This window comes from Bacillus paranthracis, assembly GCF_024296885.1.
Classification (GTDB): Bacteria; Bacillota; Bacilli; order Bacillales; family Bacillaceae_G; genus Bacillus_A; species Bacillus_A paranthracis.
In genome coordinates, this window is the sequence record NZ_CP101135.1 from 2982504 (window position 1) to 2997256 (window position 14753).

16 protein-coding genes are annotated in these 14753 nt (G+C 34.3%); 7 read left to right on the top strand and 9 right to left on the bottom strand.

All coding sequences use genetic code 11. The features are described from left to right. Nucleotides 1–94: 94 nt before the first annotated feature. Entirely contained in the window at nt 95–889 is a 795-nt protein-coding gene (locus NLJ82_RS15255; protein ID WP_000288021.1) for a MerR family transcriptional regulator, read from the bottom strand. A gap of 147 nt (nt 890–1036) precedes the next feature. Then, on the bottom strand, nt 1037–1957 hold the full coding sequence (locus NLJ82_RS15260) for a class I SAM-dependent methyltransferase (RefSeq protein WP_012644480.1): 921 nt from the start codon (nt 1955–1957) through the stop codon (nt 1037–1039). Nucleotides 1958–2171: 214 nt separating this feature from the next. Between NLJ82_RS15260 and NLJ82_RS15265 the strand changes: the two genes are divergently transcribed. Both NLJ82_RS15265 and NLJ82_RS15270 read left to right on the top strand, forming a co-directional pair. Further along, on the top strand, nt 2172–2753 hold the full coding sequence (locus tag NLJ82_RS15265) for an ATP-binding protein (RefSeq protein ID WP_000826969.1): 582 nt from the start codon (nt 2172–2174) through the stop codon (nt 2751–2753). A gap of 150 nt (nt 2754–2903) precedes the next feature. Continuing rightward, on the top strand, nt 2904–4022 hold the full coding sequence (locus NLJ82_RS15270; protein ID WP_000851022.1) for an LPXTG cell wall anchor domain-containing protein: 1119 nt from the start codon (nt 2904–2906) through the stop codon (nt 4020–4022). 65 nt (nt 4023–4087) lie between these two features. Here the strand turns inward: NLJ82_RS15270 and NLJ82_RS15275 are convergent, their stop codons facing one another. Together NLJ82_RS15275 and NLJ82_RS15280 are read right to left on the bottom strand one after the other, a co-directional pair. Continuing rightward, the gene (locus NLJ82_RS15275; protein WP_000202587.1) at nt 4088–4759 is read right to left on the bottom strand and encodes an ABC transporter ATP-binding protein; all 672 of its coding nucleotides are present in this window, start codon (nt 4757–4759) and stop codon (nt 4088–4090) included. Continuing rightward, nucleotides 4759–5823: an ABC transporter permease gene (locus tag NLJ82_RS15280; protein ID WP_000477759.1), complete on the bottom strand. Its 1065-nt coding sequence runs from the start codon at nt 5821–5823 to the stop codon at nt 4759–4761. The genes NLJ82_RS15275 and NLJ82_RS15280 overlap by 1 nt, the downstream gene beginning before the upstream one ends. A gap of 185 nt (nt 5824–6008) precedes the next feature. On the opposite strand from NLJ82_RS15280, the gene NLJ82_RS15285 reads away from it, so the two are divergent. Both NLJ82_RS15285 and NLJ82_RS15290 read left to right on the top strand, forming a co-directional pair. After that, nucleotides 6009–6632 carry an ArsR/SmtB family transcription factor gene (locus NLJ82_RS15285; protein ID WP_000803746.1) on the top strand — a complete coding sequence of 208 codons (624 nt, stop codon included), beginning with the start codon at nt 6009–6011 and terminating at the stop codon, nt 6630–6632. A gap of 220 nt (nt 6633–6852) precedes the next feature. Continuing rightward, complete coding sequence (locus NLJ82_RS15290; RefSeq protein WP_000353352.1) at nt 6853–8112, top strand: MFS transporter; 1260 nt, start codon at nt 6853–6855, stop codon at nt 8110–8112. 144 nt (nt 8113–8256) lie between these two features. Here the strand turns inward: NLJ82_RS15290 and NLJ82_RS15295 are convergent, their stop codons facing one another. The 4 genes from NLJ82_RS15295 to NLJ82_RS15310 form a co-directional block, all read right to left on the bottom strand. Beyond that, a complete protein-coding gene (locus NLJ82_RS15295; RefSeq protein WP_000821002.1) occupies nt 8257–8727 on the bottom strand; it encodes a DinB family protein in 471 nt (156 codons plus the stop codon). 200 nt (nt 8728–8927) lie between these two features. Then, the gene (locus tag NLJ82_RS15300) at nt 8928–10304 is read right to left on the bottom strand and encodes a sensor histidine kinase (protein ID WP_000839496.1); all 1377 of its coding nucleotides are present in this window, start codon (nt 10302–10304) and stop codon (nt 8928–8930) included. 1 nt (nt 10305) lies between these two features. After that, complete coding sequence (locus tag NLJ82_RS15305; RefSeq protein WP_000781974.1) at nt 10306–10983, bottom strand: response regulator transcription factor; 678 nt, start codon at nt 10981–10983, stop codon at nt 10306–10308. Nucleotides 10984–11063: 80 nt separating this feature from the next. Beyond that, a complete protein-coding gene (locus tag NLJ82_RS15310; RefSeq protein ID WP_000873870.1) occupies nt 11064–11729 on the bottom strand; it encodes a YczE/YyaS/YitT family protein in 666 nt (221 codons plus the stop codon). Nucleotides 11730–11843: 114 nt separating this feature from the next. On the opposite strand from NLJ82_RS15310, the gene NLJ82_RS15315 reads away from it, so the two are divergent. Genes NLJ82_RS15315 through paiB form a run of 3 tightly spaced genes read left to right on the top strand, consistent with a single transcriptional unit; the run spans nt 11844 to nt 13486 of the window. Continuing rightward, nucleotides 11844–12296: a MarR family winged helix-turn-helix transcriptional regulator gene (locus NLJ82_RS15315; protein WP_000658984.1), complete on the top strand. Its 453-nt coding sequence runs from the start codon at nt 11844–11846 to the stop codon at nt 12294–12296. Between the two features lie 25 nt (nt 12297–12321). Then, nucleotides 12322–12840, top strand: a complete 519-nt coding sequence (paiA, locus tag NLJ82_RS15320; RefSeq protein ID WP_000207065.1) for a spermidine/spermine N(1)-acetyltransferase — start codon at nt 12322–12324, stop codon at nt 12838–12840. 22 nt (nt 12841–12862) lie between these two features. Next, entirely contained in the window at nt 12863–13486 is a 624-nt protein-coding gene (paiB, locus tag NLJ82_RS15325; protein ID WP_000275830.1) for a protease synthase/sporulation negative transcriptional regulator PaiB, read from the top strand. Nucleotides 13487–13682: 196 nt separating this feature from the next. On the opposite strand, the gene NLJ82_RS15330 is transcribed toward paiB, so the two are convergent. Then, nucleotides 13683–14522 (bottom strand): YitT family protein, encoded by an 840-nt coding sequence (locus NLJ82_RS15330; RefSeq protein ID WP_000747496.1) that lies wholly within the window; start codon nt 14520–14522, stop codon nt 13683–13685. Between the last annotated feature and the right edge of the window lie 231 nt (nt 14523–14753).

Sequence of the window (14753 nt, forward strand, 5' to 3'; positions counted from 1 at the left end):
CAAACTAAGTATTTCGTAAACATAATAGTATTTATATTTACAGATACTCTCAGCTTAAACCTGGGGGTTACTCACAGGTCAATACATGTCTGCATTATTTTACAGGTGCATAAATTTCTAAAAATATACGCTCAAGTTCATCTTCATACGTGGTAAGTAATATGTTTATATACACTAGCCCCAAAAGCTCATGCCCTTGTTCTATTGCTGCTTTTCTTAAACTGGATTCCACGATATGATCAATACTATTCCCACCAGTTGACCACCTGCCATCTTCAATAACTGTATACATACATTTTGGATACGATAGAATTTCTCCTTCTAATTCTTTATCAAAGTCCTCTACTTTTCTTACAATTATAAATTTATCTTCTATAATACCTTCTTCATTAAAACTTATAACTCTTCGTAAAGATGTTAAAGTAACTGCTTTTTTTAAGCTATCCGGATTCTTTTTCAAAGATTCATATTCATCATACGCATTAAAATGCTCTATCTCTCCATTTACTTCTAAAGGCTTCATTTCTTTTACTACGCATTTCCCTAAGAATTTCTTTATTTTTTCGCAATCTTCTTTTGCAATTTGAAGTTTTTTTAAAAGAAGTTTTTTATATTCTATCTCCTCTAAAACTTCTTGTTCTTTCTCTTCTAGTAATAATTTTATTCCCTCTATACTCTTACTTTTTCTTAATTCCTGAATTTTTTTTATTTCGATATCCATTTCCCTATAGAAATTGACCGTTGTTATATCATATATATCAAAATGATTATATTTTCTATACTTATTCTCAATATTTTGCTTTGGCTTGACCAAACCTTTTTCCTCATAAAACTTCAAAGTATCCCTAGATACACTTAAAAATTTAGCGACTTGTCCAATTGTGTACATTATGTTCTCCTTTAGCATCACTACTTAATTTGTTACATTCATACTTCATATTCTTTACATTATCGAAATTCCCTTCCTAGTTAATATTTCCCACTTGTTCTCCTACAAAAAAAGACACAGAGATTCCTCCCCATGTCTACTAATTCCTTACTTCTTCACCGCATGCACATAATGCACCGTCTCGAAAGCTTTTAAATAATCGTTTCGTCCTTCAAAATAGAATGCATTTATATCTTCTGGTGATAAATGCTCATAAATGAGTAAGCCCGCCTTCTCTAACAGTGCTTCCATTTCGGCGTAAGAATAACATGATTTCATCGGTTCTCCGCCTACTGCAGCCATTTTTACCATGTTTTCAACTCGATTAGACAGTCCCTTTTCTGTAAATAAGTTTTCATCTGGATAATCAAAAACGATAGAGCTCCCTTCCGAAACCATCTCGAACAAACATTCTATTAAACTAGAAAGCTCCTCTTTTGTTAAATAATACGACACACCTAAAAGGCTAAAGAACGTTTTTTTATGTTCAAATCCTTCATTCCGTAACTGTTCATAGGAAAATCCTTTCGTGAAATCCATCGAAATAAAATGAAGATTATTTGGAACTTCAAGTTCTGCTTCTTTTATTCTCTCCTTCTTAAACCCTTGTGTAGAAGGATGATCCACTTCAAATATTTCTATATTACTCTCTAATTCTCGATGTCTAAAACTAAATGTATCTAATCCCGCACCGAGTATAACGTATTGTTTCGTTCCCAGCGTAATCTCGTGTAGTAATACTCTTTCACAATATGCCGCACGTGCTAAAGGTGTTGGTGATAATTGCACTTGTGTAATCCATTTTAATATTTCTTGTGGATTATCTTGAAACTGCTTTGCAATGTCTGTATTGAAAAAATGTATTTCTTGAACCATGTTCATTTCAATGTCGTTACGTTCTTTTTGAGAAATGAACTCTTTAGCTACATAATCATCAAAGATTTTAGGATTATCAAATTCACTATGATATGCCCTGCTGAAAGCTGATACTAACGATGTTACACTTGATTCACCTTTTTTCACGCACATACACTCCTTCATTTTCACAATAAAAATAGGGTCCCCCTGGCCAGGAGAACCCTATTATACACTTTATTTTTATATTGGTAAATTATAGCATAAATAAGTTTTTTTGTCAAGTTTCCAACCTACTATCACTTCGGCACTTTGTATATTCTCTGGCAGGAAAATATTCAATCTACATTGAATATTCCAGACTATAACAACACACATGGAGGCCAATATGAAACGACTCGTCATTATTACGGTAGGAAAAACACACAGCGGTAAAACTACATTTGCAAAAGCTTTAGAAAAAGAGTTACCCCACTCTTTCGTTATGGATCAAGATAACCAAGCTGAATTTATTAACACACATTACGAAAAATTACAGCCGGCTGAAGGCCCTAATACATTTAAGCACGGTCTTTCGAAATTCATTGTTGATTATGCAAAAGAACATACAAATTTACACCTTATTATTAGTAACTCCAATCGCAGTAAAAACGGAAGGTTATATTTACTAAACGAATTATTTCCACAAAATGAATATGTACGTATACTCGTTCATTTTGATATTCCAGATGATGTACTTTACGAAAGAGTGGCTCGAAGCACGCGAAATACGAATATTTTTAGAGGTGGATATGCTAGTTTCAAAGAAGTACTTGATCGACAACAAACTGAATCACTACATGAAGATGTGGTGGATCCTATAGAAAACGAAGCTGACTATTTGTTTGTAATTCGTAATAGCAAAGATGTAAACTCTACTATAGAAGAAATTGTTCATCTAGCTAAAGTATTGTCCCCTACCCCAAAATAAGATAATTTTAAAATTACATAATCATAGATTATTATGCAAATACTTCCTCTGGGCGCCGCACATGGTATATAATAATAAAATAATCTACTTATATATGCTCAATTTTACACAAAACAGTTCATACATATGAAAGAAAAGAGGTACAAAAATATGAAAACAAAACAAACAATCGCTGCGTCTACACTAGCTTTAGCAATGATTGCTGGCGCAAACTCTGCTCATGCGGAAGTAACTGATGCTACTCCTCAGCAAAGTACGGGAGATCGATTAGCTGAAATTAAGCAACATAAACAAGAGTTAGATGCGAAATTGCAGCAACACAAAGAAAACGTGGATCAAACATTGAATGAACTTAACAAAGTTAAGGAAAATGTTGATACGAAGGTGAATGAACTACACGAGCGTAAACAAGTTGCCGATGAAAAAATTAACGAAATTAAGCAACGTAAAGAAGAGTTCGATGCAAAACTTCAGCAAGATAAACAAATCGCCGAAGATAAAATCGCTGAAATAAAAGAGCATAAAAAACAAGTAGAAGATAAAGTTGCTGAAGTAAAAGAGCATAAGCAAAATATCGATAACAAAGTAAATGAGATTAAAGAACATAAACAAACTGTCGATGAAAAAGTGAATGAAATGAAGCAGCATAAAGAGAACATCGATCAAAAGGTTAATGAACTTAAGGAAGTTAAAAAACAAGTCGATGAAAAGTTAGCTGAGTTAAAGAAAGCGAAACAAACTGCTGAGGACAAACTTGCTGAGCTAAAAGAAAACAAACCGCATACTGGGAACACGTTAGAGGAACTTAAGAAAATTAAAGGCAATTTAGATAGCCTTTCCGCTAACTTAGAACTAGCTAAACAAGATGTGAAAAACAAACTAGCTGCATTACAAGAAGCTAGACAAGATTTAATCAATAAAATTAACGAGATTAAGCAATCGAAACAAACTGTTTCAGACGATTTATCAAAGAAAAAACAAGACTTAGATATTAAAATCAACGACTTTAAACATACTGAGAAAAAAATTGAGGACAAATTAGCTGAGTTACATACAACGAAGCAAAATGTAGATAACAAGATCAATGAAGTATCTCAATCGAAACAAACAGAAACAAAGACTGGTACTACAAATGCAAACAATAATGCTAGAGAACTTCCTAATGCTGGTAGTGAGCAATCAAACAATATGGCTTTAGGTATGTTATCTGTATTAGGCGGCGTTTTATTAATTGCGCGCAATAAAATTAAAACGTTATTCTCAAAATAAAGCCATTATACTTATTAGAAATAATTATACAAAGGCCAACCGCATGTACGGTTGGCCCTTTTTCTTTATATTAATTGTCCATCTCTTAGCGTCAATATACGATCACATACATCAAGCATTCTTTCATCATGTGTAATCATAATTGCTGCTTTTTGGCTTTCCTTCACTTCACGTTTCATCATTTCAACAACTTCACGTGCGCGTTTTGAGTCTAAGCTTGCCGTTGGCTCATCCGCTAATATTAAATCTGGGTTGTTCATGAACGCACGAGCAATTGCGACCCTTTGTTTTTCCCCACCAGATAGTTGATTTGGATAATGATTTTTTCTTTCTCCTAATCCAAATGCCGCTAATAAATGATCCGCACGCTTTTCTGATTCTTGTTTACTTTCTTTTTTCAGCTTAGCAATGTAAAGTAACTGTTCCTTCACATTTAAATATGGAACAAGGTTTGCAAACTGGAAGATGAAACCGATTTTTTTCAAACGAATGTCTGTCATTTCTTTTTCTGATAGCTTTGTTATATTTTGTTCACGAATGTAAATATCCCCTTTTGATGGTGATAATAATGCACCCGCGATTGATAATAACGTACTTTTCCCTGATCCAGAAGGACCGACGATTCCGATAAATTCTCCAGCTTTTACATCAAGCGATATCGGATGAAGGGCAGTTACTTCCGTATTCCCTTCCCCGTACACTTTACTTACTTTGTCTAATTTTAATAATGAAGTCATTACATCCCGCCTCCAATTGCTTCTAGCGCATCAACTTTTAATACTTGGTATAACGAAATAAGTGTTCCTAAAATACTAATGACGATAAAGATTGCTGCATATTGTACAATCATCGGTGTTGTTAATAAGAACGGCATACCCGCTGGTAAAATTTGTTCTAACCCTTGTACAAGAACGATGCTAATTATCATCGCAACGACTGATAAGAATAACGCCTGCACGACTAAGCTATTTGCTAAATATGAGTTCTTTGTACCAATTGCTTTTAATACGCCTAATTGCTGTGTTTTTTGCAGCGTAATGACGTAGAAGAATACACCGATTAATAGCGCAGCGATAACAAGTAAGAACGCAATAATCATCGTTAATGTTCCTTGCTCTTCTTTAAACCCTGGAATACTTTGCAGTACTTCTTTTTTATCAATAACGTGAGCATTTTTAATTTCTTTATCTGTATTAAGCGCAATTGCACTATAATCTTTTTGGTTTGGTTGTGTAATAGCACCCCAAACGTCTTCATTTACATATACAACTGGTGTATGGCTAAACATTTGATCTTTCGTAAATCCAACGATTGTAAATTCTTTCTTTGAAACAGGATCAATAATTGTATCCCCAATATCAATTCCTTTTTCTTTAATTGATTCATCAGCAACCATTTCATTGTTTGCTGTACCTAATTTCTTACCTTTTACAATGTTCGGTTCTAAAAATGTATCGCGTTCACTTGAGAAAATAGCGATATCCACTTTTTTCGAACTATCTTTCTTTTCATACGTTGAAACTTTCACGCGAAACGGAACGGCCTCTTTCTCGCCTACTTGATTGACTACGTTATCTACATCGTCTTTCTTAATTTGTGAACGAAGTAATTTATTTTCCGCATCATCCGCTAAAACGAACTTATTTGCCTCCATATTTTGAATCGATGAAGCATTATCATATGATAATCCATTTGCTAATCCTGAAATCACAAGGACTAAAAATGATAATAACACCATAATAAGTCCGATTAATCCGTATCTTAATTTTGATTGTTTCAATTCACGCAGAGCTAAAAACATTTCGCTCGCTCCTTCCTCTTTCTTTCTATGCACTTATCATAAAAAAGAAATATGAACGGAATATGAACAGAAGATTACAGTGTAAAAAAATAAATTTTCTGAAAGTATTGAAAATAAATAGAATCCTTGATACAATTCAGTCAAATAATATTGACCGAGTAATTTTATTCAAGGAGTTGATCATTTTGAAGCCTATGTTCACACTAACTACTTATAGCCAACTAAAAGCAATGAGCGATCCACTACGAGTCGAAATGATGATGCGTCTATGCGAACGTCCTTATACAGGACAACTACTATCTGAGAAATTCGGCATTCCAAGGGCGAAAATTCATTATCATTTAAAAGAATTAGAGAAAAATGGTTTTATAGAAATCGTATATACAGAAGAAAAAAATGGCATCGTTCAAAAGTTTTATCAATCTGTCGCTAGAGGCTTTACCCCTGCTGCAGAACTATTACCTCATCTAGAAATATTAAGTGAATCAGGTCGCCAAATCTTTTTACAAATGGCAGAAACAACGAAAAACCATATTCTCGCTGCTCCTGAAGAAGCTTTTATATTAAGAAAAGAAAGCGAAGACCCGGCTGAGTGGAATTACGTTTCATCCTGCTGGGAGTTTGATGCTACGCCAGAACAATTTCAAGTGTGGGTGAAAAAGTTTTATGAATTGATGGGTGAATTAAACGAGATCACAAAAGACGGGGATAAAAATCCAAATAGTAAATCTTATTACATTTCTACTACTGCACTACAAATAGACGAACGAGCGATGCAGCGCTTTGTGAAAAAAGAAGAAAAATCGTAATACGATTTTTTTTACATAAAGTGAAACTTTAATCAGTGGGGTTTTGTTCATCCTCCACTGATTATTAGTTGAACCAATCGGGATTTTACGGGCAGTTGATCCACCACCTAATTTCTTTGCTTCCGCTGAATTTTGAGATGGAGGTCTTACTGCCCGTTAATGCGGGATAAACGGTCAAATTTATTTTACCGAATAAATTTATTATAAAGGAGTAGATAAAGTGGACATATTGAAAAACCGGAATTTCCTCTTATTATTTTTAGGAAGAATTTTCACCAACATAGGAGATAGCTTATATTACGTAGCAGCAATGTGGCTCGTATATAAGCTAAGTGGTAATCCTTTTTATTCTGGATTAGCAGGTTTCCTTACGTTACTACCTTCTGCATTACAATTTCTTACCGGTCCATTCGTTGATAGATGGCCAATTAAAAACACCCTCGTCATCACACAAGTTTTGCAATGCATTCTTATATTAATTATTCCTATTACACACTACTTCGACCTATTAACAGTCCAACTACTACTCATCATCATGCCCATCGTAGCCTTTATCGAACAATTCGCCTATCCTGCACAGTCAAAAGCTTTACCACTTCTACTGCATAAAACACAATTATTAAAAGGAAACTCACTCTTTTCATTTGCGTATCAAGGCATTGATTTAATTTGTACGACTCTTTCTGGAATATTAGTAGCACTACTTGGCGCAATCTCTTTATATGTAATTGACTCTTTCACATTCGCGATTACTGCCCTTTTGTTCTTTTCATTGAAAATGCCACAGCAAACTGCAGCAAACACATCACTTTCAACTAAACAATATTTCTCTGATTTAAAAGAAGGTTTTTCAATCGTCTTTCGTTCATTAATGAGCGTCTTCTTAATCGGTTCAGTTGTTGCCAATTTTTCTATCGGTATGACGATGGCCATACTCCCTTCTTTCGCTGATTCTTTAGGAGGCGTGAAATCATATGGCTTCTTCTTAGCTGCTATATCAGCAGGTAGTCTGATTGGTGCCTTATTCAGTTCATGGGTTGGCAAACGTAACGTTGGCCGCGCATCTATTATTAGCTTTGCGACTGGTGCTATCTTTTGGTTTCTCTCTACGGTTGTACCGTTTCAATGGCTATCTATTCTCTTATTCGGCCTATCTTGGATTCCAATTGGTGCAACCAACATATTATTTGCGACAATTAGCCAAATTGTAATTCCAAACCAATATATTGGCCGCATCAATTCAGTTATGCGAAGTATGGGCACAATTGCTATGCCGTTCGGTTCTTTAATTGGCGGATATGCTGCAAATGTATTTAGTAGCCAACTCATTTTCGCACTCGCTAGCATCGGGATTTTATTTATTTCTCTCGTATGGCTACTCCATCCGAAATTACGAGCATTGCCGAAAGCTGATGAAATTACAGCGGATACTTTTGGGGTTCGGTTTAAGGAAGAGCGCGGGAAAGGTGCGGCTTTATAGCAGGAACAAATATAACCCCGTTCTAAATTGAGGACGGGGTTAAAAATATAATTATTTCATTTTGGATGTAAAATACTTCACTAAAAATAAAGTCGTTTGAATATCTAAATTTTATTCAACAATAGCACCAACTAAAACGTTCAGTTAACGCTTTGATGGCCAAGACCCTTGCATTTTCCTTAATTGAATAATTTGTCCTGTATGATAAGCATCATGAAGCAAGATGTCCAGTAATTTTCCTTCTAGTGAATTTTGCTCAAGCTCTCTTTCGGAAATTGCACTTAATACTTGTCTTAAATTATGTTGAGCATCTTCAGAACGTTCAACGACTTTCTTCCATTCCATATCATCATTAGATTGCTTAGTAAGATAAAAGGTGTCATTACCGTCAAGATTATTTGTCCATTCCCGGCCTTCCAAATTTGCAGCAAGCCTCTCTTTATAGTAAATAAGATGATTAACGTTCTCCCAAATGGTATTCGTTTCCTCACTAGGTGGTTTCCACATAGCCTGTTCGGCTGTAAGTCCTTCTATAGCATGTTTAAACGGTGCATACCAACTCTCTTTATCGAATGTTGAATCTAATACGTTTAATAACAAGTCAATTCGTTTCAAAGTAATTTCCTCCCTACACAGTTCAAGTTTTAATACACTCTCTATAACTCTGTAGAGATTCTACATTTTCAAATAAATTCCCTCCTAGTCTCACTCCACAAACTCGTCCGATTATGTAATTAAAATGACTCACATTTTTTCATTTTACATGTACACTAGCAACAAAAAAGAAGAGGCCGTTCCCAAACAGCCTCTTCCCTCTATTTTGGAAGCTCCACCCGTACAGTAGTTCCTTCCCCTTTTGTACTATACACTGAAACGTTTCCGTTATGCAGTTCAACAATCTTCTGCACAATCGACAACCCTAAACCGCTACCTTCTACGTTTCTTGCCCTTGCTGTATCCACCTTATAAAAACGATCAAAAATACGATCCATTTCTTCTTGCTCCATACCAATTCCGTTATCGGATATAGAGATTATAACGCTAGACTCTAACTCTTCGACAAAAAACTCGATGGTCCCACCGTCGTTTGAAAATTTAATGCTATTCGTAAAGATATTACTCCATACTTGATGGAGTAAGTTTTCATCACCTTTTATAGTGATATCTGGCACATCAAATTCAACGGCGATATCTTTCTCACGCCATTTCCATTCGAGCATAAAAATGACGTCTTTAATTTGCTTCTGCAAATTGAATTCTTTTATTTGTAAAACTTTCTCTTCTTTATCTAATGACGCTAGCGTAAGTAACTGTTTACATAAACTAGACATTCGCTTACTTTCGCCCTCAATAATTTGTAAGTAATGGTTTCTTTCTTCCACGCTCATCTTTTCTGTTTGTAATGTCTTCGAAAATCCTTGTATGGAAGAAAGCGGTGACTGGAATTCATGTGAAACGTTCGAAACGAATTCTTGTCTCATTTCATCGAGTTCTTTAATACTTTTCGTCATCTTTTGGAAGCTTGTAGATAACGTTCCTATTTCATCTTTTCGTTTTACATCTAATTCAATTTCATATTCCCCACTCGCAATTTTTTGCGTAGCATTCGTAAATTTACGAATCGGACGAACGATGTAACCTGCTGCAATCGCTATAAAGATAATACTTAATAGTACGATAAACCCAAGTAATACCGCTAAGAAAATTCGCATCTCGCCAAATTGGTTTTGAATGTCAGGACGAATAAATAACGCGTACTGTTTATCACCGTGCTTTAGCGGTACACCGACACTATTTATTAATTCATTATCGAAAAAACCGGTAATAAATAGGCGAGTCGGATATGTAGAAACACCATTAAACGTTTCGCCCTGCAATACTTTATGAACGGTATCATCACTAATAGACGTCTTACGAAACGCATTGCCGATACGCTTTCCATTCTTTTGATCATCTACAATATAAATTTCATACCCTAACTTCGCAATAGATTGTAAGTACGCCTCTTGATTTTCTTCGCTTTGCTTTTCATATAATGACTTAACTTCTTCCGCATACTTTAAAATCTTCTCACTGTTATACGGTTTTAACTTCACTTGATAATATACGTTCGTTAATAAAAAGCCGATAATACTACTAAGTAGCATAATACCGACCGTCATAAAAACAAATCTAGAGTATAATGATTTCATTTTATTTCAGCTCCAACTTATAACCGAGTCCGCGCACCGTTGTAATTTGAAAATCATCCGTTCGTTTTGAGAAACGATCTCGGAGCCTTTTCACATGAACGTCAACCGTTCGTTCATCCCCTTCAAAATCCATTCCCCATACTAGCTCAATTAACTCTTCTCTTGAAAATGTTCTCCCAGGATAACTAGCTAATTGTGATAATAATTCAAATTCCTTCAGCGGTAGTAAAATCGTCTGCCCGTTACACTTCACTTCAACACCTTTACGATCAATTGTCGTCCCGTGAAGTGTAATTATGTCCGCACTTAGCATTTGATAACGGCGTAATAAAGCTTTCATACGGAAAATGACTTCAGCTGGTTCAAATGGTTTTACGATATAATCGTCTGTACCAGAAATAAATCCTTTTTCTTTATCGACTAACTGATCCTTTGCTGTTAATAAAATAACAGGAATATCATGATACTTACGAATTTCTTCACATAACGTATAGCCATCAACGAACGGCATCATAATGTCTACGATCGCAAGATGAATATTTTCCTTCTCTAATACTTCTTGCGCTACCTTTCCATCTTCTGCTTCAAAAACTGTAAACCCCTCTTTTTGTAAATGATAATGTAACAACTCTCTAATATGCTTATCATCATCAGCTAATAAAATATGTATCATCTTCATTAAACCCTCTCTTATTCATCCTTCTACATCACTACATTAAGAAACAATTGGATTTTTTGCAAGAAAAAGAAAAGGATTCCTTAGAAGATACTCTTGTTATCATTGTGGTCAGCTGCTTTATTACTCTTATAACTTGGTGATGTACTCTGGTGTACGAATAAGTGATCTAATACTTTTTTAGTAAGTGGCATAAAGAAATTCAGTAATAGCCCACCTAAACAAACGGTTAATATAGTTCCAATACCAATTGGTCCATGTAAAATCGTTGCCATTATTAAGAATATAAGGTAAATACATGTTCGTGATATAAAGATATTCGTTCTCGTTAATTCTTGTATGATTAAAGTTAATCGGTCAATTGGAATGGGAGCAAAATTTGTTTGTAAATATATCGCAGTTCCTAATCCTGTAATAACTAAGCCAATTCCAAAATAAATCATTTTACTGTACCATATTTCTGGTGTAATTAAATTGCGTAATAAAAATAGCCACACATCAATACCAATACCCGTGATGAATGCTGTTAACAACCCTATTATCTCTGGTCTATGTCTTTTTAAAATTGAGTTACAACATATTAATAATAAAGCTATTATTATTTCCCAGCTTCCCACAGTAAGTCCCACATTTAAAGAAAGTCCTACTAAAAGCGCATCAAAAGGTGACGTTCCAAGATCTGATTGTATTGTAAAAGAAATACCAAGGGTTAATATTAAAATTCCTAATACATAAAAAATATACTTCATTTTAATCAACCTCTTCATCGTTATTTTTGTTGCATTTACAATAAAAATACTTTATATTAAATGTAACTTCTAATTGTTGCATTTGCAACAAAAATAAAAGATAAGGAGTTCATTATGAAAGAAATTCTTCGTGAAATTGGCATGATTGCAAGGGCGTTAGATTCTATTAGTAATATAGAATTTAAAGAATATGAGCTTACAAAAGGTCAGTATTTGTATCTTGTACGAATATGTGAAAACCCAGGAATCATTCAAGAAAAGCTATCTGAGATGATAAAAGTAGATCGTACAACTGCAGCCCGGGCTATCAAAAAGCTTGAAATCAATGGATTTATCGAAAAGAAAGAAGATGAATCTAACAAAAAAATTAAAAAACTTTTCCCGACAGAAAAAGGAAAAAATGTTTATCCTTTCATTAAGAGAGAAAATGATTATTCCAATACTGTTGCATTAGAGGGATTTTCGGAAACAGAAGCGGAAACTATTTCTAACCTTCTTCAAAGAGTAAGAAAAAATATAGAAAAAGATTGGGAATTTGTAAAAAAGGGAAATAAGAGAGATTATTGATTATATAAAGGAGCGAACTATTAATATGACTACACATATAGAAAAGTGCACCCTTAAAGATATACACAAACTTCAAGAAATTAGTTATGAAACATTTAATGAAACTTTTAAACATCAAAATTCACCCGAAAATATGCATCATTATTTGGAAAAGGCATTTAACTTAAAGCAATTAGAAAAAGAATTATCCAATAACTCTTCTCAATTCTTTTTTGTCTACTTCAACGATAAAATTGCTGGGTATCTGAAGATCAATACTGATGATGCTCAGTCTGAAGAAATGGGCGATGAATCACTTGAAGTCGAGAGAATTTATATAAAGAGCTCCTTTCAAAAACATGGTCTTGGAAAATATCTACTAAATAACGCTATCGAAATTGCAATAGCAAATAATAAAAAGAATATTTGGCTAGGCGTATGGGAGAAAAATGAAAATGCTATTGCTTTTTATAAAAAATTAGGCTTTGTACAAGCTGGCTCTCACTCCTTTTATATGGGAGATGATGAACAAGTTGACCTTATCATGATTAAAACACTCATATAAATTTTTGGAGAGGTGGGCTATTATGTATATTCCAAAGTATTTTAAAGTCACAAATGTTGATGAAATTTGGGATTTTGTTCAAAAAAACTCTTTTGGAACAATCGTCACAACAAAAAAAGAGAAACCAATCGTAACTCATTTGCCCTTTGGATTAACTAAAAAAGGTGATGACTATTTTATTACCGGACATATGGCTTATGGGAACCCCCAGTGGAGAACATTTGAAACCTGTGAGAATGTTCTTGTAATGTTTCAGGGACCGCACTCTTATATCTCTTCTTCTTGGTATGAAAATGAAGAAGTTCCAACATGGAATTATCAAGCCGTCCATATATATGGTAAAGCAAGTATTTTAGATAAAGAGGAATTAATAGATGAATTAACCACAATGCTGAAAAAATATGAAGAGCATCGTGAAAATCCAGTATTATGGGATAAACTTTCCCCCACTCTCTTAGAAAATGAACTGAAGGGCATAGTTGGGTTTAAAATTAAAGTAGGAGACATTCAGACTGCATATAAATTAAGTCAAAATCGAAATGAGACGGATTATATTAATATTATTGAAAAATTGTACGATGAAGAAAATCCAGATGCAAAACAAATGGCGGAACTCATGGGGAGTAGATTAAACAATCACATATAATCCATTGTAATTCAACTCTCACATTTCAAAATTAAAAAACAGACTGGAGCGCTTTATCGGCCGTTTCCATTAGAACGCAAAAGATTGAACTAAAAGTGAATGGCGTTTAATTAAAAAAGAATCTATTTTGAAAAAAGATTATTCAAAATAGATTCTCACGTTTTAGTATTAAGATTATTTTAAACAAAAATAATTTCTAAGCTTTCGAAATATCAACAAATCCTTCTCCGAACACATCACGAACATCGTGTATAGCAATGAACGCAGCCGGATCTGTAGTTTGAACAATCCTCTTTAGCTTCACTACTTCTTGCTTATTAATAACAACGTAAAGAATGTCCTTCGGCGTTTTCGTGTAATAGCCATGACCTGAATACACGGTAACCCCTCTGCCCATTAAGGTTGTCACCTTCCCGGCAATTTCATCCGGCTTATCGGAAATAATCGTAATGGCCTTTTTCGGATTTAACCCTTCAATTACAAATTCCATTACTTTCGTTCCTACATATAACATAATAATTGTCAGCATCAGTTTTTCTGCACCAATGATGAAATAAGATGAAAACGCAACGATTAAATCGAAGAACAGTAGACCATAGCTAATGCTCCATCCTAAATATTTATGCGTCATCCGTGCTAAGATGGTAGTACCTGCTGTCGTTCCACCAACGCGAATGATGAGACCAATCCCGCACCCGATAAATATTCCACCGAAAATGGCATTTACGAGCATTTCATCAGAAGCAATCGTCCATCCTTCTGTTAGATGAAGAAATAGCGAGTTCGTAACTACAGCGATAATCGTATAAATCGTTGTGATTTTATTTAAAAATTTATAACCGACTATTAACAAAATCGCATTTAAAATTAAATTCACTAAACCTGGTGACCACTCAAATAAGTAGTACGTAATAATCGTAATACCTGTTACCCCGCCTTCACCGAACTCATTCGGGATTACAAACAAATTCACACCTAACGCAAAAAGGAATGCACCAATAATAATAAAAATAATGTCTGTCGTTCTTTTTTTCATACAGTACCTCACTTCTTATGTAAATATTTATTCTGTCATAAACTCTCACCATTATATCGTGGAATATTCAAATCGAACAGTGGTTTATTTTTATTTTCATATAGGATGATAAATCAACTTTATTCTATATCCACATGTAATTTTAAAAGGGTAACAACTGTATTTATTATGTACTACAAATAAAGTTTTGATTTCACATGCTATTCATGCTAAAAACCGAATAGGAACACG